Genomic DNA, 24945 nt, shown 5'->3' on the forward strand with positions numbered 1-24945 from the left:
GCGCCCTTTGCGTTTTCTGAAAATCTGGCAGACCCCTATCGGGTCGGTGCCGGGTAGCGTTCCCAGAAGCCTTGGCTGGGCTCGATCTGCTCGACGACGTCAACCAGGACGCCCGCGGGATCGCGGGTCATGAAGCGGCGCTGGCCCCAATCCTCGTCGGTCAGCGGATGCACGATCGGTGCACCGTCGCCGCTCAGTTTATCGAAAAGGCTTCTGGCGTCGGCGACCTCTACGGTGAGGATCATGCCGCGGCCGTCGAAAACTTCCGGGCCTGGCGGGTTCGACGGGTGTTCCGGGCTCATGAAGGCAAGTGTTGCGCCGCGCGTCTCGCCGTCCGCCGGGCCTGAGAGATAGACGAACCAGCTTGCCTCGAAGAGCACCTCGAAGCCGAAATGCCTGACGTAGAAGTCGCGCGCCTCGAAAAGGGCGGGCGTGGTGATCAGCGGATAAAGATCGCGGACGCGCATCGTTTGTTCCTCTTTCTGCGTGTTGGATTTTTCGTTTGCCGAAGTGCTCCCGACAGTCAGCGCGGTTGCGAGCAGCAGGCAGGAAGCGAAGCCGGCAAGTGCGCGAAAACCCCCTCCGACCGATTGTATAGGGTTTCCCTTCATGGCCATCTCCATTCGTGTTTGAGCGTTGCGCGTAATGGCTTTCATAAAATATACAGACTGCATGTATGCAAGTAGAGAAATGTGAAATGCAGGACATGCGCAAGGCTTTGCTGACACTCCGTTGTCAGCAGCAGAATCGCAGATAGGAGATTGGCGAAGCGCATCGATATCTCGACGCAGCATTGCGAAGCGGCTAATTTGGAGCAGCGCAATCTGCGAGGCTTCCCGATGTCTTTTCTGAAACGATTGTTCGGCGGCGGCGGCGAATCGGCGGGTGCCGAGCCTGCGGTTGCAGCCGAGGCCGAGCACAAGGGTTTCACGATCCGCGCCACGCCGTTCAAGGAAGGCGGCCAGTTCCAGACATGCGGCGTCGTCGCCAAGGAAATCGGCGGCGTGGTCAAGGAACACAAATTCATCCGCGCCGACCGCTTCGCGACGATGGACGACGCAATCCAGGTTTCGTTGTCCAAGGGCCGGCAATTGATCGATGAACAGGGCGACCGGCTGTTTAGCTGAGCGTCTCGCTTACGCCTTCTTGGGCTGTGTGGTGGACGAAATCCCGGTGTGGCGGAGAAGGCTATCCATAGCTGCGGAAGCGCTTTTTTAAACCTGGTCCGGTAGCGGCTGATTTCCAAAAGCGAAGCGCCGCGGGAGCGGAATGTGGAGCGCAACCCAGGGCAGCGCTCCACATTCAAGATATCAAGCAGCGGCGGTCGACAGCTGGATTTCCTGCAGCGAGGAAGCAATCGCGTCGGTCTGCTTTTCGGCCTTGTCGAGTGCGGCAGCGATGGCGTCGGCGCCCATGCCGACGCCTTCAACGCGGATGACTTCGACATCGGTCATGCCGTTGAAGGCAAGCACGCTCTTCAGATAGGGAACGGCGAAATCCATCACCGTGGCCGGGCCTTCCGAGTATATGCCGCCGGAAGCGACCACCACGTAAACTTTCTTGCCGGTAACCAGACCCTTGGGGCCGTCGGCGCCGTAGGAGAAGGTCCTGCCCGAACGCGAGATGTGGTCGACCCACGATTTCAGCGTCGAGGAAATGCCGAAATTGATGAAGCCGGTGGCAAGGATGATGTGGTCGGCGGCAAGCAGTTCGTCGACGGCGATGTCGGAAACACTGACGACTTCAGCCTGACGCTCGGTGCGAGCCTCGGCCGGCGTATAGATGCCGGAAGCGTAATCAGGCTCGATATGCGGCAGCGGGTTGCTGACCAGATCGCGCGTGGTGACGGTGCTGCCGGGCAGCGCGTCCTTGAGTTTTCCGGCGAGATCGCTGGCAATGCGGGTGGAATGGGAGGCCGCACCGCGCGGGCTCGATGTTACTAGCAGGATAGAGGACATTGCTTGGCTCCATTTGGGGCGTCCAGGTTCGGACGTCTGAACTTCGCCAAACAGATAGTTCTCGACTTTCATCCACATAATTGGGAAAATATCTATGATACATATCGATAATATGGATGGATTGCCATGCAAGCCAACCCGACGCTCGACCAGCTGCAGGTGTTTCTTGCCGTCGCGGAGACCGGCAGCTTTTCTGCGGCTGCGCGCCGTCTCAACCGGGCGCAATCCGTGGTCAGCTACACCATCGCCAATCTGGAGGCACAGCTCGAACTGAAGCTGTTTTCACGCGAGGGCACCCGAGAGCCGGTGCTGACCACAGAGGGCAAGGCGATGCTGCCCGATGCAAGGCGAATGATCGGTGCTTTGCAGGAGATCCGCGCGCGGGCTGAAGGCCTGAAGCAGGGGCTTGAGCCGGAGTTGACGATCGCGGTCGACGTATCGCTGCCTTCGCCGGTGCTGGTCGATGTGTTGAAGGCGTTCAACGCGGAATTTCCGACGGTGGCGCTGCGGCTGAATATCGGAGCGATCGGCGTCGTCTGGGAGCAATTGCTGGCTCGCAAGAGCGATGTCAGCTTCGGTGGACAGCCGGAGTTGCAACACGACGACCTGCTGTCGATCAGGATCGGCGATGCCAGCATGACGCCCGTGGCGGCGCCAGGCCACCCGTTGGCGCTCTACCCGGGCCGAGTGCCGCTGACGGTGGTGCGCGAGCATATCCAACTGGTCATTTCGGACGTCTCCGACATGACCAAGGGCAAGGATTTCGGAGTGTTCGCCTATCGCACCTGGCGCATGACGGACATGGCCACCAAGCGCGAGCTCATCCTTTCCGGCCTTGGCTGGGGCGGGCTGCCGACCTGGATGGTGGTCGACGATGTCGCGGCCCGCCGGCTGGTGGCGCTCGATCTCGAACCCTATCCGGAACGGCCATACACGCTTTACGCGTTCCACCGCGCCGACACGCCGCCAGGACCTGCCGCGACCTGGTTGATCGAACGATTCAAGCTGGAATTGCCGAAGGTTTGCGCGTCGCTGGAGGCCGCCGCCGCAGCGCAAGACGTCACTCCAGCATCAACCCGTCGATAAGGGCGGCGAGTGCTGTGCGGTAATCTTCGGCCGGCGCACCGGCGTCGATGGCGAGCGCTGCGCGGTCGAATGCGGATGAAACCAATGCAGTGACGGCGTCAAGCGAGAGGCGCCGCATGACGCCCTCGCGCATGGCGAAGGCAATACCGGCGCGCAAGGTGCGGGTGCCGTGGCGGGCGTCGATGGCGTCCATTTCGGCGCGGCCGAGCACGGCCGGTCCATCGAGGAGTAGGAGACGGGTGCGGCCGGGCATCGCCATCGCCTCGATGAACGCCTCGCCGCCTTTCACCAGAGCCTCCCGCGCCGGTAGGCCTTCAGGTGCGGCGCGTTCGATCTCGGCGGCGACCAGTTCCGCCTCCCGCTCGACGACGGCGCGGAACAGCGCCTGCTTGTCCTCGAAATGGTGATAGAGCGCGCCGCGCGTCACGCCGGCAGCCGCCACGATTTCCGGCGTGCTGGTCTCGGCATAGGACTTTTCGGTGAACAGCGTCCGCGCCGCTGCAATCAATTCGCCGCGCGTTGCTTCGGTGCGTTCGCGATTGGAGCGCCGTTCGGAGGGTTGTTGCATACATGCAGCCTGTATGTTAATTGCCAGATACATGCAGACTGTATGTCATAGAGGCGGGGAGGAAAAGCTATGCGTCCGATCGCCAGTTATCCGGTTATCCTAACCGGTGACGTCGCCGGCACGGCGGCTTTCTATCGCAACCATTTCTCGTTCGAGCCCCGGTTCACCAGCGACTGGTACATGCATCTGCAATCGACCGAGAACCGGCGGGTTAACCTGGCGATCGTCGACGGCGACCATCCAACTGTACCGGAGGCCGGACGGGGCAGGGCGTCGGGTCTCATCCTGAACTTCGAGGTCAGGGATGTCGACGCAGAGTATGAGAAGGCGCTCGCCGCCGGCCTGCCGATCCTGTGGACGTTGCGCGACGAGGAATTCGGCCAGCGGCATTTCGTTACCGCCGATCCGAACGGGGTGATGATCGATATCATCAAGCCGATACCGCCGAGCGCGGAATTCGCCGCGCGCCATCCACAGCCGGCGACGTAGCGGTAATTGGCAGGCAATTGTGCGGCAACTGCAATGGGCTGCGCCGGTTGTCAGATGTTGTCAGGTTAGAATTCCGCCACCGTGGCACGGCGCGCCGGGGCGGCTTATGGTCGACGCTCCGAACTTGAGTTGAGGCCCGTCGACCACTCAGCTTCGCCTCGCCTGGATTGCCGTGAAAGCCGGACAAAATGCGTGAAATCTGCCTCATCCGTGCACCGCATCACCTTGGCCTGAGGCCATTGGCTCCCGGCCATATTCCCGGCACCTGGCGTGCGCCGCAGGCGCTAACCGACGCCGGGTTGGTGGAGGCGCTTTCGCCGGCGGACATCGTCGATATGGAGCGCCCGGTTTACAGCGTGGAACCGCAGCCGAGTACACGCCTGCGCAACGGACCGGCGATACGGCGCTTCAATCTCGAACTCGCCGAAATCGTTGCGAAAGCGGTGGAGCGCGGTCAATTCCCGCTGGTCGTCGGCGGCGACTGCACCATCCTGCTGGGCGCACTGGCCGGACGGCGGCGTTTTGGCCCGCTGTCGCTGGTGCACGTCGACGGACACAGCGATTTCCGCCATCCCGGCAATTACGAAAACAGTGAAGGGCCGGTGTCGGCCGCCGGCATGGACCTGGCGCTGGCCACCGGGCGCGGCGAGGCGCTGCTCACCGAATGGCCGGGCATTTCGGGGCAACTCATCCCCGATGCGCAGGTGGTGCAGATCGGTGAGCGGGAAGGGCGCGACGCGGATTTTGCCTGGGCGGACATCAACGATACCGACTTCACCCTCATCGACGTGTTTGCCGCGCGCGAACTCGGCGTTGCCGGCGTGCTGGAAAAGACACGCGCCACGCTCGACCGCACGGACTGGCCGTTCTGGCTGCATTTCGATGTCGACGCGCTCGACCAGGCGGTGATGCCGGCGGTGGATTCGCCAGGTAGTCCAGGCATCGATCCAGAAGGCCTGGCCGAAATACTCGGTGCGCTTGTCGCCGACCGGCGCTGTGCCGGCATGAACATGACCATTTTCGATCCCGATCTCGACCCGAACGGAAAGCTGGCGGCTTTTCTGGTGGAGTTTCTCGTCAAAGTGCTGGCGAGGCTGTGACGCAACGGCGCGGGCCTTCCATCCGCCACATAACAATCCTATCTACGCCGCTCACCGGCCAAGGATTGGAGCGCACTTGCCTGGAACCGAGAACAAAACCGCAAAGGGCAAGGCGGCGACGCATGTCCGGCAAAAGCACGCGCTGCTGGTCGTAAATCCGCGGGCACGACGCGGCACCGGGTCGATCGCCGCAGCACGGGACGTCCTGGAGAAAGCCGGGATCAGGGTCACCGAGGAGAAGCCGGCAGCCGGCGAAAACATCGCCGACGTCATCCGCAGGAATGCCGAAGGGCACGATTTCGTGATGGTCGGCGGCGGCGACGGCACGCTGAACGCCGCCGCGCCAGCGCTGGTGGAAACCGGCCTGCCGCTTGGCGTCATACCGCTCGGCACGGCCAACGATTTTGCCCGCACTGTCGGCATTTCGGCCGAGCCGGCGAAGGCCGCCGAGACGATCGCGGCCGGCAAGTTGCAGGGCATAGACCTTGGCGAGGTGAACGGCCATCTGTTCTTCAACGTCGCCAGCATCGGCTTCAGCGCCGAACTGGCTCAGGACCTGACCGAACACGCCAAGAAACGCTGGGGAACACTGGGCTACGCCATCGTGGCGGCGCGCATCCTGATGCGCTCGCGGCTTTTCACCGCATTTGTCGACCATGACGGCACGACGGAAAAGATCCGCACCATGCAGGTTTCGGTCGGCAATGGCCGCCACTACGGCGGCGGCATGACGGTTGAGGAGACGGCAACCGCCGATGACGGGCGGCTCGATTTCTACAGTCTCGAGGTCGACCATTGGTGGCGACTTCTGGCGCTGCTGCCCAGCCTGCGCAAGGGCACGCATGGGCGCTGGGACGACGTGCGCGCCTTCCAGACCACCGAGGTGACGATCCGCACCAGCAAGCCGCGGCCGGTCAACACCGACGGCGAGCTGTCGACCTACACGCCGGCGCATTTCCGCATCAGGCCGAAGGCAATCAAGGTGTTTGTGCCGGCCGGCTAGACCTACAGCGTATTGCACCGAATTGGATTCGGCGACCGCGCTGTAGTTTCTTGTTTGTGCATGTCGCTTTCTCTGAAACCGAGGACACTTTCGGGCAACATGCATTAGCCCGCAAAAATTTCCTGCCTCGCTGTCGGATAGGCGTCGCCACCAGCGTCCTTGGGAAGCCGTCTCGACGAGGCGGTGTTGCCGCGACCACTCCGGGTCGCGGAACGCTGGAGGTAGTCGATGTCTGCACCGCAAATCCTGATAAACGGGCTCGTCATGGGCGAGTCGCCGCGTTGGCATGAGAACCGCCTGTGGTTCTCGGACTGGGGCGCGCGGGAAATCATCGCCGTCGATCTCGACGGCAAACGCGAAAAGATTGCCGATGTGAACGCATTTCCGTTCTCGATCGACTTCCTGCCTGACGGAAGCCTGGTGGTGGTGGCGGACAAGCTTTTGAAGCGGCGACAACCCGATGGCTCGCTGATAACGCATGCGGATCTTACCGGTCTTTCCAGATTTGCCTGGAACGAGATCGTCGTGGACGGGCGCGGCAACATCTATCTCAACAATATCGGCTTCAGCTTTCCCGATGGCGCGTTCGCACCGGGTATCATCGCCCTGGTCGGTGCGGACGGTTCGGTGCGCCAGGTCGCGGACGGCTTGGCATTTCCGAACGGCATGGCGGTGACCCCGGATAACCGGACGCTGATCGTCGCGGAATCCTACGGCCAGATGCTCACCGCTTTCGACATCGGCGCGGATGGCGGCCTGTCGAACCGGCGGGTGTTTGCCGATCTCTCCGACGATTATCCAGATGGCATCTGCATCGATGCCGAGAATGCTGTCTGGTATGCCAGCGTTCCGAACAAACGCTGCGTACGGGTCCGCGAGCGCGGTGAGATTTTGCAGACCGTCAACCTAGATCGCGGCGGCTTCGCCTGCATGCTCGGTGGCAAGGACGGCAAGACGCTGTTCATGGTCGCCAATGAATGGGGCGGGAGCGTCGACGGTAAGGAACGGACCGGCCAGGTCATCATGATCCCGGTGTCGGTGCCGGGCGCGGGCTGGCCGTAGCAGCATTCTCGCCAAGGATTTTGTTGCCTCTGGACGCGGTGGCCCCGACAGTGCAAATCTGGTAGGACCAGATTGCGGGCGTACTCGGCGCTGCCACCATCCGCCAGGGAGAGAGATCGTGAACACCAACGCTGCCGCTCGGTCGCAAGCCGTAATCCCCTTCGATCATCATCGCGTCGACCGGCTGATGGAGGAGGCGGGGATCGACGTCCTGCTCGCCACGTCGAAGCATAACGTCCAGTACCTGCTCGGCGGCTACAAATTCATCTTCTTCTCGGCGATGGATGCGATCGGCCACAGCCGCTATCTGCCTGTGGTGATCTACGAGAAGGGCAGGCCGGAACATGCCGCCTATATCGCCAACAAGATGGAAGGCGGCGAACACCACAACAACCCGTTCTGGACGCCGACGCTGCATACCGCGACCTGGGGCACGGTCGATGCCGCCAAGCTCGCCCTCGATCACCTGAAGAAATTGAACCTCTCCGGCGCGCGCATCGGCATCGAGCCGGGTTTCCTGCCGGCGGATGCCTATGATGTGCTGCGCGGCGGGCTGGGTGCTGCGGCGCTGGTCGGTGCCACCGCCATGCTAGAGCGGATGCGGGCAATCAAGACGCCGCAGGAACTGCAGAAGCTGCGCACGGCCTCCGAACTGATCACCGATTCCATGCTGGCGGTGTTTGCCGCGATGGGCGAGGGCTCGACCAAGCAGGAAATCGTGGAAGCGTTGCGGCGGGAGGAGACCAACCGCGGGCTGCAGTTCGAATATGCGCTTTTGACGCTGGGATCCAGCCACAACCGCGCGGTGTCGCCGCAGAGCTGGCAGAAGGGCGAGGTGATGTCGCTCGATTCCGGCGGCAACTATCACGGCTATATCGGCGATCTCTGCCGCATGGCGGTGTTGGGCGAACCGGATGCCGAACTTCAGGATCTGCTGGCCGAGATCGAATCCATTCAGCAGGCGGCGATTTCCAGGGCGCAAGTGGGAGTGCTGGGCGGCGACCTGATCGCGCATGCCGAGAGCGTGCTGAAAGCCGGGCCGAGCGCTAAATTCAACGATTTCTTCGCCCATGGCATGGGCCTGATCACCCATGAAATGCCGTTCCTGATGACCAACCACCCCGTCGCCTATGAAGGCACCGACGCGGCGAAACCGCTGGAGGCCGGCATGGTGCTCTCAGTGGAGACGACGATGCTGCATCCAAGCCGCGGCTTCATCAAGATCGAGGATACGGTGGCGATCCATGAAGCAGGCCCGGAGCTGATGGGCAATCGCGGCCGCGGCTGGAATTTTGGCGGCACGGCGAGAAGCTGACAGGGCGAGCGATTGCGCATCGGCGGCGCGACAGCCAAGATGGGCCGACCATTTGTGATGGGAGGCCAAAAATGTCGCTTAAGGGAAAGACGCTTTTCATCTCCGGCGGATCGCGCGGCATCGGGCTGGCGATCGCCATCCGGGCAGCACGCGACGGCGCCAACGTCACCATAGCGGCCAAGACCGCCGAGCCGCATCCGAAGCTGCCAGGCACCATCTATACCGCCGCGGAGGAGATCGAGGTGGCAGGCGGCAAGGCGCTCCCGGTGCTGTGCGACATCCGCGAGGAGGGGCAGGTGGCGGAGGCAGTGCAAAAGACCGTGGAACGGTTCGGCGGCATCGACATCTGCATCAACAATGCCAGCGCGATCCAGCTTACCGGGACGCTGCAGACCGACATGAAACGCTATGATCTGATGCACCAGATCAATACGCGCGGCACGTTCCTCGTTTCGAAAATGTGTATTCCTCACCTGAAGTTGGCGGCAAATCCTCACATTCTGAATCTGGCGCCGCCGCTCGACATGTCGGCCAAATGGTTCAAGAACCACGTCGCCTACACGATGGCCAAATTCGGCATGTCGATGTGTACGCTCGGCATGAGCGCCGAGTTCGCCGGGGACGGCATCGCGGTCAACTCGCTATGGCCGATTACGGCGATCGACACCGCTGCGGTGCGCAACCTGCTCGGCGGCGAGACGGTCGCTTCGATGAGCCGGTCGCCGGAGATCATGGCGGACGCGGCCCACGCCATCCTGACCAGGCCGTCGCGCGAGACAACCGGCAATTTTTTCATCGACGAACTGGTGCTGCGTGAAGCAGGCGTCACCGATTTCTCGCATTATGCGCCGGGCGCGAAGGGACCGCTGGCGGGGGATTTCTTCGTGCCGGACGAGGTGTTCGCCAAGACCGACACGAAGGTGGCGCGGCCGTTCGGGTAACTAGAGGTGCTGGGGAAAATCCATGCGGCCGTGAAGGATACGCACGACATCGATCGATTGGCCGGCAATATGCAGATACAAAACGTGCGACCCCACACGATATTTCATCAGACCGGGCCGGCCCCCTTCGGCATTTCGCGCGAGACCAGGATTCTTTTGCAGGAGTGCTAACGTGGCCCGGATGGCTTCGACGTAGTCGGTGGCACGCTGCTCGCCGAAGTTCTCAAGACTGTAGGACCAGATTTGCTCAAGATCCTGCCGCGCTCGAGGGCGTAAACGTATCTGGCGCACTAGCGAGATTTTTTCGACGCTAGAAACTCGTCGAAATCGAACGGCTCCGGCTCACCGGATTCATAGCCTTCCTGCAATGCAAGCCGTAACCGTTCCAGGCCGGCTTCCTGTTCTTCCAGCAAGCGCAACCCAGCACGAATAGCTTCGCTTGCGGAACCAAAACGGCCGTTCGACACCTGCCTTTTGATGAAGGAGTCATACTCGTCGCCGAGTGTCACCGAAGTGTTTTTCGACATCGCAAATCTCCAGTACCAATAGATGGTACCCGTCTGATCGCATTAAAGCAATGACGATCGAGATCCGTCCCCCTTCAGGGGAACGGACCACAACGCTCAGTTCACTGGTCCGGCGCCGCCGATATCCTCCATCCGCGGTTCCGCCGGCTGCTGGCCGGTGGCGCGGTTGATCATCACCGTGACGAACCACAGCACGATACCGATCGCCAAGAGGACGCCGGCGATCTTGTACTGCTCCGGATTACGGCCGGTCCAGGGGCCGGTCAGGAAGCCGCAGGCGATCGCGCCGATCACCGGCAGGACGGTCGGCGCGGTGAAGTGCTGGTGATCGACCTTGTCCTTGCGCAGAACCAGGACGGCGACGTTGACGACAGTGAACACGCACAACAGCAACAGCGCCGTCGTGCCGCCGAGTTGCGGCACCGAGCCGACAAAGGTGATCAGGCCGAACGCCAGCAAGGTGGTGAATCCAATCGCGATGTAGGGTGTCCTGCGTGTCGGATGAACCTTGCCAAGGACCGAGGGCAAAACGCGCTCGCGGCTCATGCCGTAGACGAGCCGGCTCGCCATCAGCATGTTGATCAGCGCGCTGTTAGCGACGGCGAACATGGTGATGAAGGCGAAGATGCCGATCGGGAAATTCGGCGCACCGGCCTGAACGACTTTCAGCAATGGGGCCTCACCTTCGCCGAGTTCAGCCGGTTCGACCAGCGTGACAGCGGAAATCGACACCAGCACATAGATCACGCCGGTGATCAGCAGGCCGGCAAGCAGGATTTTCGGGAAGATCTTGCTCGGGTTCTGCGTCTCTTCGGCCATGTTGACCGAATCCTCGAAGCCGACCATTGCGAAAAAGGCGAGCGTCGTCGCGGCAATCACCGGCCAGACTGCGCTGACGCCCTCGGGCGTATGGAACTGCGTGATGCGGGAAACATCGCCCTGGCCGGCGCCGATCGCCCACAGGCCGATGAAGATGACAATCAACAGGCCGGTAAGTTCCACGCATGTCAGCACCACATTGGCCTTCACGCTTTCGCCGACGCCGCGGAAATTGACCGCCGCTACGATGGCCATGAAGGCCAGGCCGAGCAGGATGATGCCGGTTCCGCCGCTCTCGTAACCGAGACCGAAGGCGCTGGACAGATTGACCGAGAAGGCGCGCGAAGCGGTGGAGGCGGAAGTAATGCCCGAACACATGACGGCGAAGGCGACGATGAAAGTGACGAAATGGATGCCGAACGCCTTGTGGGTGTAGAGCGCGGCGCCCGCTGCCTTCGGATATTTGGTCACCAGTTCGAGGTAGCTGAAGGCGGTGATGACCGCCACGACGAAGGCGACCAGGAACGGCAGCCAGACCACGCCGCCGACCTGTTTGGCCACCTGACCGGTCAGCGCGTAGATGCCGGTGCCCAGGATGTCGCCGACGATGAAGAGAAGAAGCAGCCAGGGGCCCATCACGCGATGGAGGCTCGGTTCGACCGTAGCCTTGCCGGCAGCGTCAGAGGGAACAGTGGTCATAGATACCTCCTTCCAAGCGCACGGGTGGGTTGCACTTTACAGGAGTATGGGCGTGTCACCGCGATGTCAAACGGATGGGCCGCCCAAAGGCGGCTCATCCACTGGAGACGGGTGTGTGGATATTCAGCCGGCCTGCAAATGGCGGTTTTCTTTGCTTGCCGCGTTCATGTACCTACAGCGCTTCGCGGCGAATGGGATTCGGCGGCCGCGCTGCAGCTTCTCAGTTGCGCATGTCGTTTTTCCCGAAACCGAGGACACTTTCGGGCGACATGCATTAAAAGTTCGCTTCTCGAAATCCACCATTTTTCGGTTCGCCAACTTGCAGCAGCAAAAGAAGAGCCCGGCCGGATCAGATGATCCGCCGGGCCCCTTCGCCATCGTCCCCCGGCTGGGGGGACGGGGCAGGGAACTTTTGTCCTGTCCGCGGGACCGAGCCGGCGGACAGGACCTGGCTCACATCATCTAGCGCTCGCCACCGGGGCGACAAGCGGAGTGACGCGGCGGATCGCGACGCGGCGGTTTTCGCGTTCGCGCGCTTCGGTGTTCACCTTGAGGAACTGCTCGCCATAACCTTGAGGCGCCAGGTTTTCCGGCTGGATGCCGAACACATTGGTCAGCGCCTCGGCGACCGCCTCCGCCCGCCGGTCAGACAGCGCCAGATTGGCATCGTTGGAGCCGACTGCATCGGTGTGGCCTTCGATCAGGAACGTTTCCGCCGGGTTCTCCTTCAGCAGACGCTCCATCGCATTGGCGACGCCTTCGAGCTTGGCGATCTCGCTTTCGGCGATTTCGGCCGAACCGAACTCGAAGTTGATGGTGTCGAGATCGATGCGACGCACCTTGTCGCGGATGCGGGCCGAACGCTTCACCTCGTCGATCGAGTAGAGACGTTCCACACGCTCGACCGGCGGCTGGTCGAGGAAGGTATAGTAGTCCTCTTCATCGTCGACACGCTCGGAATCGAGGATGTACTCATCGACGGGGATCGTCAGGCGCATCGGCGGCAGGTCGAGGCCGGGATCGCGCCATTCGCCGACGCGGTCGTAATTCTCCTCGTCGACATAGACCAGGACATACTCGCGGTCGTCGGGCGCGATACGCGAGCGCCGGACGATGTCGCCATAGCGGTCGCGGATGGTGATGACGCGGGAGCCATCCTCACGCTCGATGACCTCGCGGGTGCGGCCGCGCGGCAGTTCCTCGTAATAGACGTCGCGGGCGCCGCGCGTCAGGCGCGGACGATCGTTGCTCTGCACGATGATCTGGTTGTTGATCTGGATGATGGTGCGGTCGCCCACCTCGCGCACAACTTCTGCCGCCTGCGGGCGCTCGCGCACGAATTCCTCCGGTTTCACCTCGATGCGTTTGCCCTGCTCGGCGGTGACGGCCTGGATCTGCGCCGGCGCGATATCGATCTGGGCCGCGCCGTCATCGGCGGGCGGCGCAGAAGGTTCGCCAACTGGCTGTGCCGGCTGCGCGGGCGCCGCCTGGCCAGGCTCCGCCGCGGGAGCCGCGGGCTGACCGGGTTCCGTTGCGGGAGCTGCGGGCTGGCCAGGTTCCGTCGCGGGAACTGCCGGCTGCTGGCCGTCCACTGCCGGCGGCTGCTTCTGGCTGTCGAGCACCGGCGCCTGGCCTTCGGGAGCTGTCGGCGCTTCGCCTGATGGCTGCGTCGGCTCGGCGCCCGGCTGTGCGGGCTGTTCGCCTGCGGGGGCGGTTTGCGCCGGCGCTTCGCCGCCCGGAGCGGGCGCAGCCGGGGTTTCAGGCTGCGGAGCAGGCTCGGCCGGAGCCTCGGGCTGGGCCGGTTGCGCGGGGACTTCGGAAGCCGGGGCCTGTTCCGCCGGAGCTTGTGGCTGGGGCGTCGGTTCGGCCGGAGCCTGATCCGCCGGGGCGGCAGGAGTTTCCGGCGCGGGTGCTGCAGGTTGTTCGGCCGCAGGCGCTTCGGGTTGCGGCTGTGCTTCGGGAGCGGGCTGTTCGGCGGGTGCTTGAGCCGGTGCTTCCTGCGAAGGCTCTGCCTGCGGAGCAGGCTCGGCTTCAGGTGCCGCTTCGGGCGCAGGCTCCGCCTGCGGCGCCGGTTCGGGCTCAGGCTCGGCCTGTGGCGCCGGCTCAGGTGCGGGTTCTGCCTGCGGGGCAGGGGCCTGCTCAGCCGGAGCCTCCGGTTCAGGTGCGGGGGCTGCTTCTGGTTCGGGCGCGGGCTCGGCGGCCGGCGCCTGTTCCGGTTCCGGCGCGGCTTCCGGTGCGGGCTCCTCCGCAGCCGGGGGCGCCTCTTCCTGCTGTTTCTTCTTCAGAAGCTCTTCTTCGGAACTGCCTTCTTCCGCCTGGGCCAGAAGATAGGACTTTGCCGTTGCGGTTTCCGATGCGAATGCCGCAAGCGGCGTCGACGCCATCAGCAGGCCAAACGCGGTGCCTGCCAGAATCCTGGATTGGCGTTTCATATAGTGTCTCTCCTGTCGTGCCGTCCCATCGCTGGCCAAACACCCAACATTCGAATTTGTTCCTGTTCGGCCCGCAATACGGTCTTTACCGGGCAATAGACCGGCCGCAAGGTGGCGCCAACATGGCCAAATCCGGGTTCGAAGCCTCCGCGGCAATTCCAATGGGCTTGACCCGGCGACCGCCCGGGCTCACATCACAGCAATGGAAACGCCGTTCTGGAAGACGAAATCGCTGGAGGAGATGAGCCGGCGCGAGTGGGAATCGTTGTGCGACGGCTGCGGCAAATGCTGCATGGCGAAGCTGGAGGACGAGGATACCGCCGAGATCTACTGGACGACGGTGGGCTGCCGGCTGTTCGATGCCGGCACCTGCCGTTGCAGCGATTACAAGAACCGGCTCGCCAAGGTGGAAGACTGCGTGAAGCTGACGCCTGAAAATGTGCGCACGATCAGCTGGCTGCCGGCAAGCTGCGCCTACCGGCTGGTTGCCGAGGGCAGGGACCTCTACTGGTGGCATCCATTGATTTCGGGCACCACGGAGAGTGTGCACGAGGCCGGCATTTCGGTGCGCGGCCGTGTGACCGCGTCGGAGAGCGACATGGCTTCACCCGAAGACTATTTCGATCACATGATCGAGGATGAGCTTTAGGCGGCGTGCCGCCGATCTGTTCCTGCCTGGCAGTGAAGATATTGCGCTGCTTCCCGTCAAATGCCCGGGGTCAGGCCATCCAGGACGCCGATGCGGCGCGCCGGGCCGCTAATCCAAAACATGAATGCTGCATGAACATGCGGTTCGCACCGGGTTCAGCTTGACTGGCGCATTGTCTCCCCATCGCTTCGGCGAAAAAGGATCGACCCTCGAACACTGGAGAGAAACATGTTCAGCAAACTCAAGGCCGCCGCCATTTCCGCTCTTGTCGGCATCACCGCTCTTACCGCCGTTCCGGCGACCGCGCAGGAAAGCGGCGTCTACCTGAATTTCGGCGGCCGCGGCGACACCGGCGCCGGCGTCTATTTCGGCGACGACAGCCGCGTGCAGTACCGCGAGGATCGCCGCTATTATCGCGACCGCCGCGACCGCCGCGACCGCTGGGCCCGCGAGTGCACGCCGGGCCGGGCGCTCGACAAGGCCGAGCGCATGGGGGTGCGCCGCGCCCGCGTCGCCGACGTCAGCCGCCGCACCATCACGGTGGTCGGCCGTTCGCGCGGCGACCGCGCCGTCATCACCTTCGCCCGGGCGCCGCGCTGCCCGATCATCGGCTGATACGGCCGTTCATAAAAATGGCCGGAGGGGCGACCCTCCGGCTATTTTTTTGTCTTCAGCAGGCCTCGTTTAGAAGGGTCTCGGTTTTTCTAGAACCGATAACTCGATCCAACTATTTGTTTTTGCCGCATTTATGCGGACGCCAAATGATTCCATTTGGCTGCAGAATGCTAGTTCAGCTCGAAGGTGACGTTGACCTGGACGCTGTAGGCGTTTTCGCCGGCCTGGATCGGGACCGCGTCTGCGCCGGCCTTGGCCGCATATTCCTGCATCATCGGCCGCGGCTGCTGGAAGTTCGGCATTTCGGAGATTTCGAGGATCCTGCCGAGTTTGACGCCGGCTGCCTCGGTCAGCGTCTTTGCCTTGGCGACGGCATCGGCGACGGCCTTCTTGCGCGCCTCCGTCATGACTTTCGACGGATCGTCGTTGGTGAATGAGATGCCGCCGCCCTGGTTGACGCCGAGGCCGACAGCCTTGTCGAGAATCTCGCCGGTCTTGGCGATGTCGCGCACGCGCACCGAAAGCGTGTTGGTGACCTGGTAGGCGACCAGCTTGGCTTCCTGGGTGCCATCCTGCTTGGGAGTGTAGTCGTAGCGCGGCGCGATCTGCACGCCGGCCGTTTGCAGGTCGCGCTCCTCGATGCCCGCCGACTTCATCGCCGAGATGACCGCCGCCATGGCGTCGTTGTTGGCGGTGAGCGCCTCGCGCGCGGTGGCTGCCTCGCGCATCACGCTGAGCGACAGCAGCGCCATGTCGGGCGCCAGCGTGCTCTGGCCTTCGCCGACCACGATGATGCGTGGCGGCGGCTGGTCCGCAGCGCTGGCGACAGTGGGGATGGCCAGCGCCAACGCCAGCGTCAGAGGCAGGATATTCGGTCTCATGTCATTCTCCGTTTCGCAACGAGCCATGCGGCGGCGTCTACGGCGTGGTCGTTACGGCGACATTATGTGGCGATTGCGGCGAACTGTCTTGTGCGCCCCGAAAAAAGCAACTATCCAGCCCGGCGTGGGGCCTGTAGCTCAATGGTTAGAGCCGGCGGCTCATAACCGCTTGGTTGGGGGTTCGAGTCCCTCCGGGCCCACCATTACCCATCTCGGCTCATTGATTTCTCAAGATTTTTTGGCTGATTTTGTCCCACTCAAATCAACCCCCTCGGAAAGTGGGACAATTTTGTTCTCGTTCCGGTCGATGACGAGTAGGTGGCGAGCAGCCTTGGCCACCTTCCGCCGGCGCGCTTTACGGATGTAGAGGTCAGGCTGCTGATACGTCGTCCAGCCATAAATCGCCTTGAGCTGTTCGTGCGTAGCGCCGTTCTCAGCTGCAATCGTCGCACCGGCCTTCCTCAGCCCGTGTGCGCTGCAGTGCGGCAAGCCAGCCTCGTCGCACCACTGGCGCATTTTGTTCCCGAGACCGTTCCCGGAGAACGGGCTGCCATATTCGTTGACCAGGAAAGTCATCTGGTCGGCCGGTGTCGCATTTAGTTCGGCCTCAAGCTCAGGAAGCAATGGGATCTCGACCATAACGGGATCGCTGTTACGACTTGTCTTTCCTGGCTTGATTCTGATCCATTTCTCCCATTCGCTGATTTCATCGTTATGGACGAGCGTGATGTGCTGTCGGCCGAAGATAGCGGCGTCAGAAAGCCGCAGGCCGGTGAGCATGAAGATCGCAAGCGCACGCCTGGCCGTTGTGCCGCGGGGGTGACGTTCTTCGTACCGTACGATTTCCGTAACCTCCCAGGTGTGCCAGCCGTACCCGCTCTTCAGTCGCTTAATGCCTCGAGCCGGGTTCAAATCGACGAGCTCGGCTTCCTTTGCCCATTCGAACATCGCGCTGATGGATTTTACGATATTGTTTGCGGCGCCGAGGGCGTCGAGCCTTGTGTCCCTGATCTCCTTGACATGAGACCGTTTCATGCCGGCGAACGGCAGAGACCCCTTGGTGGGATACTGTGGATCGAGGTCGCCTTCGAGCGGATGAGGCAATTCGCACACGCGCTCCAGCATTGCTCGTCGCCGCGCCATAGTGTCTTCAGTGATCTCCGCGCCGCCGCGACGGTAGTACTCCTGGCAAAGCCACAGCAACGTGCCCTTCTTGGCTGGCTCGGGAGGCTCCGGGATGGATCGGACAGCCTTGGGAAGAGTGCCGGGCCGGAAATAGGCGACCCCGGCACGCGCACAGCGCAGCTCCTCGAGGAACTCGTCGCTGCCGATCGGTTCTCGGAGCCGGACCTTCTTCCGACCGGGTGCGCGAAAATAGTACCGATCATTGCCGTGGCGATCAGTGTCCTTCACGACGCCCTTAAGATCGACCTTCACAGGCTCATCCGTCATTTTCGTGGTTTTCGATCCCAAGGATTGTCTGGCAGCAAATCTTCGTCAAGGTTTGGTGCTTCTTCGACTTGGCGGTGGGGGAGCTTTCGAAACGCCAATACAAGCTCTTCGACGTCCCAAACGATGCGTCCTTTGCTTGGCATTCGTGGCTGCGGCATCCGGCCGTCCTGAACCATTTCATCAAAGGTCGTTGGGCTCACGCCTATGAACGTCGCAGCCTGCTCGCGATTGATTCCTACTGGCGGGAGCGAGGGCGGCAAAACGTTCAGGGCACGTGACATCGGCTTTAGCTCTCCAGCTAAAACCCTCGCGTTGAAAGCGCGTCTTTGGCGCACCTCTTTCGTTCCGTGCAGCTGTCCGAAAATTGCAGACGCTCATTCATGTCCTGGCCCTAATGCTTGCAGCCTTACCCTCGGTCTTCAGACCCAGGATTGCTCAAGACACCGGATACCCATTCAACTTTTGTGTACGACGATGCATATCTTTTATGCGATCGATACCCAGAGTTGAATTGGGGCACGACTTGGAGTGAAAATGCCCGTCGACCGAGAAATGTTGGGCCAGAGGCGGAATCGAGAGCGTTGCCAATGTAACTAATTCCGAACGCATTTTTTCATTGGCCAGAGGGCGACGATACCAACAAAGATGCCAAAAACCTTTTCTGTGGATTGGCCGTTCCGAAGCTTATGGGCCAGAGATCGAGCAATGCGCGGGACCGCACATCGCTACCGACGACGTCTTCGGCTGGGAGTACCTCCTGCAAGGGCCCGAGGAATGACGGGTGCGGATTGGTCGAACTCGATCTTGCGAAGCACAGGTCGGGAAGTACGTCACCGAAGTTTCGAGCCCGTCCCGGCACGGCGAGACCAATTTTCGATAGCGGGACCGCAGCGATCCTTGTACTCACCGCGGCTTCCCGGCCCGAGATCTTGACGATCGCTATCTGGGTCAATTCTTTCTCGATTGAGCCGCGGGTCAGATGGTGTCCGGTACGTGGCACCCCGGTCGACCGTGAGGGAATCCAACGGCCAGCGCGCCCGGGAGATCGAGACATGACAGGATAAAGCGGGCGCCTGTCGGCGTTTCCGCTCCGTCGAGCAACGCGCGATAGGTTTGGGCGACGATGACCATGTCGACGGTTTGCGGAGACAGCCTCAACCGCGTGACGCCGCAGGCTAGAAGATCGGCGGATTCGGGGCAGAAGGCCTGCACCTGATGGGACAGGGTCTGCACGCCGTTGACCGCCAGGAATTCCTGGCCGTCAAGTGTATCGACCGAAAGACCGTCGGGGTTTTCTTCACAGGTGAATTGACAGGAGTCCTTGTGAAGGCCGTGCAGCCGGGCGTGATAGCAACGTCCCGATAGCGCGAGCGGAAGGCGACCGAAGGCGAAAAGTTCGAACTCCACCTCCGGACATGCGCGCGCCATAGTCCCGGTGACAGCCAACGAAAGTTCGACGGGCGGACAGATCGTCCGAGCACCTCTTCGGATCAGAAATTGCGCGCTGGCCTCGTTGTAGACATTCACGAACGGACCGGCCACGAATGGCTGGCCGAAGCGTGTCGGCAGCGCCGTGATGTCGTTGATTTCCACCAATCGCCCGTCGGAACACAATTCCTCTACCGCCTTGCGTTCGCGGACGGTCGCCGGCGCTGCAAGGGTGGAAAGCACCACTTCTTTCCCGCCGCGTTCGAGCCGCTCGATGATTTCCGGCCAGACCGGGTCGGAAAACGGCATTCGCTTGCCACAGACGACCTCGCCGATATGCACTCTGTCGATCGCCGCTTCGTCGGCGATGCGCCGGTAGAAGTTCGCCAGGCGATCGGCCGGCCAGTGGAAGAAAACCGGGCCGAGCGTCAGTGCTATTCTCGCCACGGTCTCATCTCCACGTTTTCTTGTAGGCTCCGGTCGTCCGTCGGCCACCCTCCGACATTCTCGCGAGGATTCGGTCGATTTCGGGCGCATCCCCTCCCGCTTCGATCGCGTCGACTGCCTTTCGGAACGTTCGGACGCCCTCGGTGACATAGCCCTTGCCGCGCTGGCGCCCCTCGATCTTCAACGCCGTCACCCCGGCCGCCTTCAGGCCCGCGATCAACCCGCCGGCATTCAGGCTGACCGGATAGGAGGTCGTTCCGCCTGCCGAGAACCGGCCCTTGCACAAGGTGGGATAGCCGGTCGGCTGATCGGGCGCGTAGCGGTCGATCGTGAACCCTGAGAGACGGGCGGCTGTGCTCCCGGCTTCTTGGTCGTAGCTCACGGCCTCTGGGGGAGAACAGACGCCGTTCAGGTTGGGCGACTTTTCGGCAGCGTAGGAAGAAAGGAAGCAGCGGCCCTCGATCATCACGCAAAGTTCGCCGAACACGAAAGCTTCGGTCTCCACGTTAATGCTGCGATTGAGTGTCGCGATTTCCTGGATCGACAAAACGCGCGGCAGCACGACCCTGCGCACTCCGAACGCTTCGGCATAAAAGCCGATCGCCTCCGGCGTCGCGGCGGCCGCCTGAACAGAAAGATGAAGGCGCAATCCCTTGTGATTGTTCGCTACGTGATCCAGGACAGCCAAGTCTGCCGCAATGATGGCATCGGCGCCGCACGCAGCGGCCTCGTCCGCCGCCTTTCGCCACTGGTCGACACGGCCGGCCGGCGCGAAGGTGTTGATCGCGACGAGCACTTTCTTTCCATGGTCGCGGGCGAACCGCACGCCGTCGGCCAATTCCGCTGGCGAGAAATTCAGGCCGGGGAAATTTCGCGCGTTGGTCTCGCCCTGGAAACCGCAGTAGACGGCGTCGGCTCTCGCAGTGATCGCTGCCCGAAGCGTCGCCGGGGCCCCGGCGGGACAAACCAGTTCCATCTGCCCGACGGTCATCATTGCATCCGTGCAGCCTGGTCGCCGTCAGAGGAGGCGGCTAGGCGACGCGCGGCGCTGAGACCACCGAGAATGCCTGCGTCCGCAAAACGGGCGACAGCTCCGTGAAGGCCGAGGAGATCCGCTGGTCGAAGCTCGGCATCTTCGATCGCGTTCCTTAGAGCCACCACCGCTTCCGTGCGACCGCTGACGGATATGACCCGGTGAAAGAACAGGGCGTCGCCGTCGAGAGTGCCGTCGAGCAGGCCAAGCAGCATCAGGAGAGGGCCCCGGATCACCACACTCGCCGTCGACGTTTCTGCCTTGCCGACGATGCGGACGAGAGACCGCTCTCCATCCGGGACAACGGTGAAAGCGAAAGCCAGGTCGGTCGGGTCGACAAAGAAGCAAGCCGAACGGTGTTCGGCCAGCCGCTCGAACAACCGTGGCTGTCGAGCGGCGAGTACTCGGACGGAACGGGTCAGCAACAAACCGAACGGCAAGGCAGCGACGGTTGGAAAAAGAACCCGAATGAATGCCGGCAACTCGCCCGCCTTAGTTCTCTCGACCACGTGACCCTCCATGGCGCGCCAACCGGACCGTCATAGGTACCATTCCACGGATATTGTTTGTCCTGGATCAAGGAACGGGATGAATTGTCGTCCTCCGCCATATTCGCGGGCGGGTCAGATCGCAGTGTCTTTGTGCGAGATCAAAGATTGTGGCGAATTGTAGTGACAGATGAGGCTTGGCTGCCGCTTCGGTCGGCCGAGGCCTTTTTGTCGTGCATCAGCGCTCACTTCCACGCTTTCCAGACCTTGGTTTATTCCTCGCTTACCTCGATCGGAAGGGCAATTTCGTCGGGTCGCTGCGCCCGTCTCGATGTATCTGGAAGCAACCAAGGTGCATCGCAGGACGATTGCCGCAAAAGGGCCTGTACTTCAGCTGACCCGGCCGCTCGACCGGTCGGGCGGGCTCTCGGGATTCCATGTCGTCACAAATCTTTTTGGGACGAAAGAGCGTGTCGCGGTCGGGCTGGGCACCGATGTGCCAGGCCTTTCCACGCTGGGAACGCTTCTTGCATGGCTTAGGTCGCCAGGCGCCACAGACCCTCGCCGAGGCCCGTTCGGTGCTGCCTGCTGCCCGAAGCGTTCTTTTTGCGCGGCCAAAGATTGTCGGATTCCCGCCGAGCTGGACCGAAATCGATGCCGACCTGTCGCTCCTCCCTGTTCAAACCTGCTGGCCGGGTGATGCGGGGCCGCTGATCACCTGGCCGGTCGTCGTCACTCGCCCCCCGGGAGACGATGATCCGCGCCGGTATAATATGGGAATATATAGAATGCAGGTGATCGAGGGCGACCGCGCTATTGTGCGCTGGTTGCCGATGCGCGGCGGCGCGGCGCACCACCGGCAATGGGCTGCCAAAGGCGTGGAGATGCCGGTCGCGGTGGTCATCGGCGCGGATCCCGCCACATTGCTTGCCGCGGTCATGCCTGTCCCCGAGGGAGTTACGGAACTGGCGCTGGCCGGTCTGATCGGCTATCAAAGACCGAAACTGACACCGTGCCGAACCATATCGCTGCATGTACCTTCAAGTGCGGAGATCGTACTTGAAGGTACCGTATCCGCCACGGAAACGGCTCTTGAAGGCCCGTTCGGCGATCACACAGGGTACTACAACGCGTCTGACCGGTACCCTGTGTTTCATCTCTCGAATCCTGATCCGCGATCAAGCTATCTGACGACCTTCACCGGGCGGGCTCCGGATGAACCTTCGGTGCTGGGCGAAGCACTGAGCGAGGAGATCCTTGACGTTTGGCTTCCGCCCGAGACCTGCTCCTACCGGATTGCGGTACTGTCGATCGCGAAGAAGTACCCCGGTCAGGCCCGGCGCGTGATGATGGGCTTCTGGTCGCTTCTGCCGCAGTTTTCCATGACAAAAATGCTTATCGACGTCGTCGATGACGACGTCGATATACGCTCCTGGCCGGACGTCATGTGGGCGGTCGCGACCAGGTTCGACCCTAAGCGGGACCTGATGACGGTCGATCGAACACCGATCGACCGTCTCGATTTCGCGTCGCCATTGGAGGGATTGGGCGGCAAGCTGGGGCTGGATGCCACGCGGAAAATCGGATCGGAAACGACCCGCGACTGGGGACTGGAATTGCGGATGTCCGCCGACGTCGAGGAACAGGTTTCCCGGCGGTGGGACGAGATTTTCCCGATAAAAACAGGAGGGACCGCATGACCAAGCGCGTCATCGTCGGCGTGACGGAGGCTTCGGGCTCGGCCGTGGCGCTGGAGACGGTTCGGCAACTCGCCAAGGCCGGAGCCGAAACGCATCTCGTCGTCTCGCATGGCGAACACGCCACCATTTGCCACGAGCTCGGCAGCGACGGTCTTACCCGTCTCTCGACGAACGCTACATCCGTTCATTCTCCCGATAGCCTCACCGCTCCCATCGCCAGCGTTCCTTCAGGACCGACGGAATGGTCGTGCTGCCTTGTTCCATGCGATCCTTGGCGGCGATGGCACACGGCCTTGGCGACAACCTTCTCATCCGCGCCGCCGATGTCGTGCTCTAGGAAAAGCGCCGCCTAGTCCTCGCGCCGCGCGAGGCTCCTCTTCACGAGGGGCATCTAAATTCGATGCTCGCGCTGGCTAGAATGGGAGCGGTCATTGCACCGCCGGTTCCTCCATTCTATGCCGGCTTGCGTTCGGTCGAGCACATGATCGGTGAGATCGCCGCCCGTCTTGTGAACTGGGTTGGTGTCGATCCCGGCGACGAGATGACGCGATGGGGCGACGGAAACAGCGTTTCGTGACCGGCGCGACCGCGGCGGTCGCCAGCCGGTGCATGGAATAAGCGACGAGGCCTTGCCGACGCAGGGCCGCGCCAACGCGGCGAATTGGTGGGCATTCTCGACTTGACCACCGGACGAAAAAGCCAAGATAGGTCGGCCGTTAAAACAATGAGGACTGCGGGTTCCCGCTTCCATTTTCGTCATAACTCGCTAACCGTCCCGATCTAAGCATCGAGACGGTTTTGCATTTGGCCGCGTCCACCCTATCGCTTTACGGATTTGCAGCGGGACGGGCCGGCACGCCGGTTGATATCCCAAGCGACAGCCAGTCCCGAGCGCTACAGCTCACACTGCGACTGAATGTCGGGCCTGGTTCGCTCCAAGATAGCGATCGAACTTCGCCGCTATTGTCCGGACAAGTGGACGGCCCTCGTCCGCTACGACGAAGAGGTCGCCGCGCCGCTCGAACAGCCGGTCTGGGTCGGATGCCGCGTGACACTCTGCTTCGGCCACCAATGCCTGTGCACTTTCACCGAATCTCCTGACCAGTTCCTGGCTCGAAAACGCGAAATCACACATGAGCCGTTCGATCACCCAGCCGCGAATACGGTCGTCGTCGGTGAACTGCATACCCCGCGCGACTGCCAGTTCGCCGCCTGCGATCTTCCGCTCATAGTCCCCTGTAACCGTTGTATTCTGCGCATAGCCTTGGTGAAGCCGGCTGATCGAAGAGGGACCGAGCCCGATCAAGGTTGCGCACCGGTCGTCCGTGTAGCCTTGAAAATTCCGGCGCAGACGGCCGTTTCGCGCGGCGACGGCAAGTGTATCGCCCGGTCGGGCGAAATGGTCGAGGCCAACCTCCTGGTAGCCTGATCTTTCAATCAGATCAGATGCCAGCCGCGATTGCGCGAACCGATCACCGGCACCAGGAAGCCACGCCTCGTCGATCATCATTTGGTGCTTCTTGAACCAGGGCACATGGGCATAGCCGAACAGCGCGATCCTGTCGGGTTCGAGCGCCAATGCACATTTGACCGTCGAAGCAACGCTATCTCGGGTCTGGTGTGGCAGACCGTAGAGCAGGTCGAGATTGACCGATCTCACGCCGCAGGAACGGACCGCCTCGACCACGGCGGCGGTCTGCTCGAAGCTTTGTTCGCGATTGATTGCTCTTTGGACTTTCGGGTCGAAATCCTGCACGCCAAGGCTCGCTCGCGTCATGCCGATCGCAGCAAGAGCATCGAATCTCGCCTCGTCCATGTCGTTAGGGTCGATCTCCACACTGATCTCTGTATCTGGGAGATAGGCGAAGGCCTTTCTCAAGGCACGGTCGAGCGCGATCAGATCGTCCGGCCGCAGCATCGTCGGCGAGCCGCCGCCGAAATGAACGGCGCGGACTTTTCCGGCTGTGATTGCGCCGACCATGGCGATCTCGTCACGAAGAGAGCGGAGATAGGCGTCCACTGGCTCGTATCGGCGCGTCTGCTTGGTGTGGCAGGCACAGAACCAGCAAAGCCGGTCACAATAGGGGATGTGGACGTAGAGGGAGATCTCTTCGCCATCGGCCAACTCAGCGAGCCAGCCGCGGAACGTCGCAGCAGGTAGGCCGGCGTGGAAATGCGGCGCCGTTGGATAACTGGTGTAACGTGGTACGGCTCTGCTCAACGTGGCGGCTGTCTTGGGACTCATTGGCCTTC

At 62.2% G+C, this 24945-nt stretch carries 28 protein-coding genes, 1 tRNA gene and 1 pseudogene; 16 read left to right on the forward strand and 14 right to left on the reverse strand.

Translation table 11 applies throughout. From position 1 onward, the window contains the following. Nucleotides 1–35 precede the first annotated feature (35 nt). Nucleotides 36–611: a VOC family protein gene (locus tag F3H98_RS12825; RefSeq protein ID WP_244621694.1), complete on the reverse strand. Its 576-nt coding sequence runs from the start codon at nt 609–611 to the stop codon at nt 36–38. 228 nt (nt 612–839) lie between these two features. Between F3H98_RS12825 and F3H98_RS12830 the strand changes: the two genes are divergently transcribed. Continuing rightward, a complete protein-coding gene (locus F3H98_RS12830; RefSeq protein WP_149760545.1) occupies nt 840–1127 on the forward strand; it encodes an HlyU family transcriptional regulator in 288 nt (95 codons plus the stop codon). A gap of 183 nt (nt 1128–1310) precedes the next feature. Here the strand turns inward: F3H98_RS12830 and F3H98_RS12835 are convergent, their stop codons facing one another. Beyond that, nucleotides 1311–1958 (reverse strand): FMN-dependent NADH-azoreductase, encoded by a 648-nt coding sequence (locus F3H98_RS12835; RefSeq protein ID WP_149760546.1) that lies wholly within the window; start codon nt 1956–1958, stop codon nt 1311–1313. A 126-nt stretch (nt 1959–2084) separates the two neighbouring features. Between F3H98_RS12835 and F3H98_RS12840 the strand changes: the two genes are divergently transcribed. Beyond that, complete coding sequence (locus F3H98_RS12840) at nt 2085–3044, forward strand: LysR family transcriptional regulator (protein ID WP_149760547.1); 960 nt, start codon at nt 2085–2087, stop codon at nt 3042–3044. On the opposite strand, the gene F3H98_RS12845 is transcribed toward F3H98_RS12840, so the two are convergent. Further along, nucleotides 3019–3612 (reverse strand): TetR/AcrR family transcriptional regulator, encoded by a 594-nt coding sequence (locus F3H98_RS12845; RefSeq protein ID WP_149760548.1) that lies wholly within the window; start codon nt 3610–3612, stop codon nt 3019–3021. The genes F3H98_RS12840 and F3H98_RS12845 overlap by 26 nt on opposite strands. Nucleotides 3613–3681: 69 nt before the next feature. Between F3H98_RS12845 and F3H98_RS12850 the strand changes: the two genes are divergently transcribed. The 6 genes from F3H98_RS12850 to F3H98_RS12875 all read left to right on the forward strand — a co-directional run bounded on the left by F3H98_RS12850 (nt 3682) and on the right by F3H98_RS12875 (nt 9522). After that, complete coding sequence (locus F3H98_RS12850; protein WP_149760549.1) at nt 3682–4101, forward strand: VOC family protein; 420 nt, start codon at nt 3682–3684, stop codon at nt 4099–4101. Between the two features lie 188 nt (nt 4102–4289). Further along, complete coding sequence (locus tag F3H98_RS12855; protein ID WP_210249676.1) at nt 4290–5201, forward strand: arginase family protein; 912 nt, start codon at nt 4290–4292, stop codon at nt 5199–5201. 76 nt (nt 5202–5277) lie between these two features. After that, nucleotides 5278–6204, forward strand: a complete 927-nt coding sequence (locus F3H98_RS12860; RefSeq protein ID WP_149760550.1) for a lipid kinase — start codon at nt 5278–5280, stop codon at nt 6202–6204. Nucleotides 6205–6432: 228 nt separating this feature from the next. Next, entirely contained in the window at nt 6433–7266 is an 834-nt protein-coding gene (locus F3H98_RS12865) for an SMP-30/gluconolactonase/LRE family protein (protein ID WP_149760551.1), read from the forward strand. Nucleotides 7267–7384: 118 nt separating this feature from the next. Then, nucleotides 7385–8581: a M24 family metallopeptidase gene (locus F3H98_RS12870; protein WP_244621695.1), complete on the forward strand. Its 1197-nt coding sequence runs from the start codon at nt 7385–7387 to the stop codon at nt 8579–8581. A gap of 71 nt (nt 8582–8652) precedes the next feature. Next, nucleotides 8653–9522: an SDR family oxidoreductase gene (locus tag F3H98_RS12875; protein ID WP_149760552.1), complete on the forward strand. Its 870-nt coding sequence runs from the start codon at nt 8653–8655 to the stop codon at nt 9520–9522. On the opposite strand, the gene F3H98_RS12880 is transcribed toward F3H98_RS12875, so the two are convergent. The 3 genes from F3H98_RS12880 to F3H98_RS12890 form a co-directional block, all read right to left on the reverse strand. Next, on the reverse strand, nt 9523–9813 hold the full coding sequence (locus tag F3H98_RS12880) for a type II toxin-antitoxin system RelE/ParE family toxin (protein WP_244621696.1): 291 nt from the start codon (nt 9811–9813) through the stop codon (nt 9523–9525). Further along, nucleotides 9813–10049, reverse strand: a complete 237-nt coding sequence (locus F3H98_RS12885) for a type II toxin-antitoxin system ParD family antitoxin (RefSeq protein ID WP_149760554.1) — start codon at nt 10047–10049, stop codon at nt 9813–9815. The genes F3H98_RS12880 and F3H98_RS12885 overlap by 1 nt, the downstream gene beginning before the upstream one ends. Before the next feature lie 96 nt (nt 10050–10145). After that, nucleotides 10146–11567, reverse strand: coding sequence for an APC family permease (locus F3H98_RS12890; RefSeq protein ID WP_149760555.1), 1422 nt, complete (start codon nt 11565–11567; stop codon nt 10146–10148). Nucleotides 11568–11682: 115 nt separating this feature from the next. Between F3H98_RS12890 and F3H98_RS12895 the strand changes: the two genes are divergently transcribed. Next, the gene (locus tag F3H98_RS12895; protein ID WP_149760556.1) at nt 11683–12033 is read left to right on the forward strand and encodes a hypothetical protein; all 351 of its coding nucleotides are present in this window, start codon (nt 11683–11685) and stop codon (nt 12031–12033) included. Here the strand turns inward: F3H98_RS12895 and F3H98_RS12900 are convergent. Next, a complete protein-coding gene (locus tag F3H98_RS12900) occupies nt 12026–13999 on the reverse strand; it encodes an OmpA family protein (RefSeq protein WP_149760557.1) in 1974 nt (657 codons plus the stop codon). The genes F3H98_RS12895 and F3H98_RS12900 overlap by 8 nt on opposite strands. Nucleotides 14000–14201: 202 nt before the next feature. On the opposite strand from F3H98_RS12900, the gene F3H98_RS12905 reads away from it, so the two are divergent. Both F3H98_RS12905 and F3H98_RS12910 read left to right on the forward strand, forming a co-directional pair. Further along, nucleotides 14202–14648: a YcgN family cysteine cluster protein gene (locus tag F3H98_RS12905; protein ID WP_149760558.1), complete on the forward strand. Its 447-nt coding sequence runs from the start codon at nt 14202–14204 to the stop codon at nt 14646–14648. A 228-nt stretch (nt 14649–14876) separates the two neighbouring features. Next, on the forward strand, nt 14877–15263 hold the full coding sequence (locus F3H98_RS12910) for a hypothetical protein (RefSeq protein ID WP_149760559.1): 387 nt from the start codon (nt 14877–14879) through the stop codon (nt 15261–15263). A gap of 170 nt (nt 15264–15433) precedes the next feature. Here F3H98_RS12910 and F3H98_RS12915 read toward each other — a convergent pair whose 3' ends face one another. Next, complete coding sequence (locus tag F3H98_RS12915) at nt 15434–16144, reverse strand: SIMPL domain-containing protein (protein WP_149760560.1); 711 nt, start codon at nt 16142–16144, stop codon at nt 15434–15436. A 127-nt stretch (nt 16145–16271) separates the two neighbouring features. On the opposite strand from F3H98_RS12915, the gene F3H98_RS12920 reads away from it, so the two are divergent. Beyond that, nucleotides 16272–16347, forward strand: a tRNA-Ile gene (locus tag F3H98_RS12920). A gap of 25 nt (nt 16348–16372) precedes the next feature. Here the strand turns inward: F3H98_RS12920 and F3H98_RS12925 are convergent. The 5 genes from F3H98_RS12925 to ubiT form a co-directional block, all read right to left on the reverse strand. Then, nucleotides 16373–17581 (reverse strand): tyrosine-type recombinase/integrase, encoded by a 1209-nt coding sequence (locus F3H98_RS12925; protein WP_244621697.1) that lies wholly within the window; start codon nt 17579–17581, stop codon nt 16373–16375. 11 nt (nt 17582–17592) lie between these two features. Next, a complete protein-coding gene (locus F3H98_RS12930) occupies nt 17593–17877 on the reverse strand; it encodes a helix-turn-helix transcriptional regulator (protein WP_149760561.1) in 285 nt (94 codons plus the stop codon). A 694-nt stretch (nt 17878–18571) separates the two neighbouring features. Then, complete coding sequence (ubiV, locus tag F3H98_RS12935; RefSeq protein ID WP_149760562.1) at nt 18572–19471, reverse strand: ubiquinone anaerobic biosynthesis protein UbiV; 900 nt, start codon at nt 19469–19471, stop codon at nt 18572–18574. A gap of 4 nt (nt 19472–19475) precedes the next feature. Beyond that, complete coding sequence (gene ubiU, locus F3H98_RS12940) at nt 19476–20462, reverse strand: ubiquinone anaerobic biosynthesis protein UbiU (protein WP_149760563.1); 987 nt, start codon at nt 20460–20462, stop codon at nt 19476–19478. Further along, entirely contained in the window at nt 20462–21013 is a 552-nt protein-coding gene (gene ubiT, locus F3H98_RS12945) for a ubiquinone anaerobic biosynthesis accessory factor UbiT (protein ID WP_244621698.1), read from the reverse strand. The genes ubiU and ubiT overlap by 1 nt, the downstream gene beginning before the upstream one ends. A gap of 310 nt (nt 21014–21323) precedes the next feature. Between ubiT and F3H98_RS32410 the strand changes: the two genes are divergently transcribed. From F3H98_RS32410 to F3H98_RS32525, 4 genes and pseudogenes are all read left to right on the forward strand, one after another. Next, nucleotides 21324–21692: a hypothetical protein gene (locus tag F3H98_RS32410; protein ID WP_342211609.1), complete on the forward strand. Its 369-nt coding sequence runs from the start codon at nt 21324–21326 to the stop codon at nt 21690–21692. After that, nucleotides 21574–22692, forward strand: a complete 1119-nt coding sequence (locus F3H98_RS12950; protein WP_342211610.1) for a UbiD family decarboxylase — start codon at nt 21574–21576, stop codon at nt 22690–22692. The genes F3H98_RS32410 and F3H98_RS12950 overlap by 119 nt, the downstream gene beginning before the upstream one ends. Further along, nucleotides 22689–23045: an HFCD family protein gene (locus tag F3H98_RS32520; protein ID WP_188130418.1), complete on the forward strand. Its 357-nt coding sequence runs from the start codon at nt 22689–22691 to the stop codon at nt 23043–23045. The genes F3H98_RS12950 and F3H98_RS32520 overlap by 4 nt, the downstream gene beginning before the upstream one ends. A 44-nt stretch (nt 23046–23089) precedes the next feature. Beyond that, nucleotides 23090–23269: pseudogene (locus F3H98_RS32525) on the forward strand (UbiX family flavin prenyltransferase); the annotation flags it as partial. Between the two features lie 324 nt (nt 23270–23593). Here the strand turns inward: F3H98_RS32525 and hemN are convergent. Next, the gene (gene hemN, locus F3H98_RS12960; protein WP_149760617.1) at nt 23594–24937 is read right to left on the reverse strand and encodes an oxygen-independent coproporphyrinogen III oxidase; all 1344 of its coding nucleotides are present in this window, start codon (nt 24935–24937) and stop codon (nt 23594–23596) included. Between the last annotated feature and the right edge of the window lie 8 nt (nt 24938–24945).

The sequence above is a fragment of the Neomesorhizobium albiziae genome, from assembly GCF_900114255.1.
Classification (GTDB): Bacteria; Pseudomonadota; Alphaproteobacteria; order Rhizobiales; family Rhizobiaceae; genus Neomesorhizobium; species Neomesorhizobium albiziae.

What these genes read in the sequence shown, in the direction of transcription:
- F3H98_RS12825 (WP_244621694.1), bottom strand. Translation starts at nt 611, where the DNA reads ATGAAGGGAAACCCTATACAATCGGTCGGAGGGGGTTTTCGCGCACTT.
- F3H98_RS12830 (WP_149760545.1), top strand. Translation starts at nt 840, where the DNA reads ATGTCTTTTCTGAAACGATTGTTCGGCGGCGGCGGCGAATCGGCGGGT.
- F3H98_RS12835 (WP_149760546.1), bottom strand. Translation starts at nt 1,958, where the DNA reads ATGTCCTCTATCCTGCTAGTAACATCGAGCCCGCGCGGTGCGGCCTCC.
- F3H98_RS12840 (WP_149760547.1), top strand. Translation starts at nt 2,085, where the DNA reads ATGCAAGCCAACCCGACGCTCGACCAGCTGCAGGTGTTTCTTGCCGTC.
- F3H98_RS12845 (WP_149760548.1), bottom strand. Translation starts at nt 3,612, where the DNA reads ATGCAACAACCCTCCGAACGGCGCTCCAATCGCGAACGCACCGAAGCA.
- F3H98_RS12850 (WP_149760549.1), top strand. Translation starts at nt 3,682, where the DNA reads ATGCGTCCGATCGCCAGTTATCCGGTTATCCTAACCGGTGACGTCGCC.
- F3H98_RS12855 (WP_210249676.1), top strand. Translation starts at nt 4,290, where the DNA reads ATGCGTGAAATCTGCCTCATCCGTGCACCGCATCACCTTGGCCTGAGG.
- F3H98_RS12865 (WP_149760551.1), top strand. Translation starts at nt 6,433, where the DNA reads ATGTCTGCACCGCAAATCCTGATAAACGGGCTCGTCATGGGCGAGTCG.
- F3H98_RS12875 (WP_149760552.1), top strand. Translation starts at nt 8,653, where the DNA reads ATGTCGCTTAAGGGAAAGACGCTTTTCATCTCCGGCGGATCGCGCGGC.
- F3H98_RS12885 (WP_149760554.1), bottom strand. Translation starts at nt 10,049, where the DNA reads ATGTCGAAAAACACTTCGGTGACACTCGGCGACGAGTATGACTCCTTC.
- F3H98_RS12890 (WP_149760555.1), bottom strand. Translation starts at nt 11,567, where the DNA reads ATGACCACTGTTCCCTCTGACGCTGCCGGCAAGGCTACGGTCGAACCG.
- F3H98_RS12900 (WP_149760557.1), bottom strand. Translation starts at nt 13,999, where the DNA reads ATGAAACGCCAATCCAGGATTCTGGCAGGCACCGCGTTTGGCCTGCTG.
- F3H98_RS12905 (WP_149760558.1), top strand. Translation starts at nt 14,202, where the DNA reads ATGGAAACGCCGTTCTGGAAGACGAAATCGCTGGAGGAGATGAGCCGG.
- F3H98_RS12910 (WP_149760559.1), top strand. Translation starts at nt 14,877, where the DNA reads ATGTTCAGCAAACTCAAGGCCGCCGCCATTTCCGCTCTTGTCGGCATC.
- F3H98_RS12915 (WP_149760560.1), bottom strand. Translation starts at nt 16,144, where the DNA reads ATGAGACCGAATATCCTGCCTCTGACGCTGGCGTTGGCGCTGGCCATC.
- F3H98_RS12930 (WP_149760561.1), bottom strand. Translation starts at nt 17,877, where the DNA reads ATGTCACGTGCCCTGAACGTTTTGCCGCCCTCGCTCCCGCCAGTAGGA.
- ubiU (WP_149760563.1), bottom strand. Translation starts at nt 20,462, where the DNA reads ATGACCGTCGGGCAGATGGAACTGGTTTGTCCCGCCGGGGCCCCGGCG.
- F3H98_RS32410 (WP_342211609.1), top strand. Translation starts at nt 21,324, where the DNA reads ATGTATCTGGAAGCAACCAAGGTGCATCGCAGGACGATTGCCGCAAAA.
- F3H98_RS32520 (WP_188130418.1), top strand. Translation starts at nt 22,689, where the DNA reads ATGACCAAGCGCGTCATCGTCGGCGTGACGGAGGCTTCGGGCTCGGCC.
- hemN (WP_149760617.1), bottom strand. Translation starts at nt 24,937, where the DNA reads ATGAGTCCCAAGACAGCCGCCACGTTGAGCAGAGCCGTACCACGTTAC.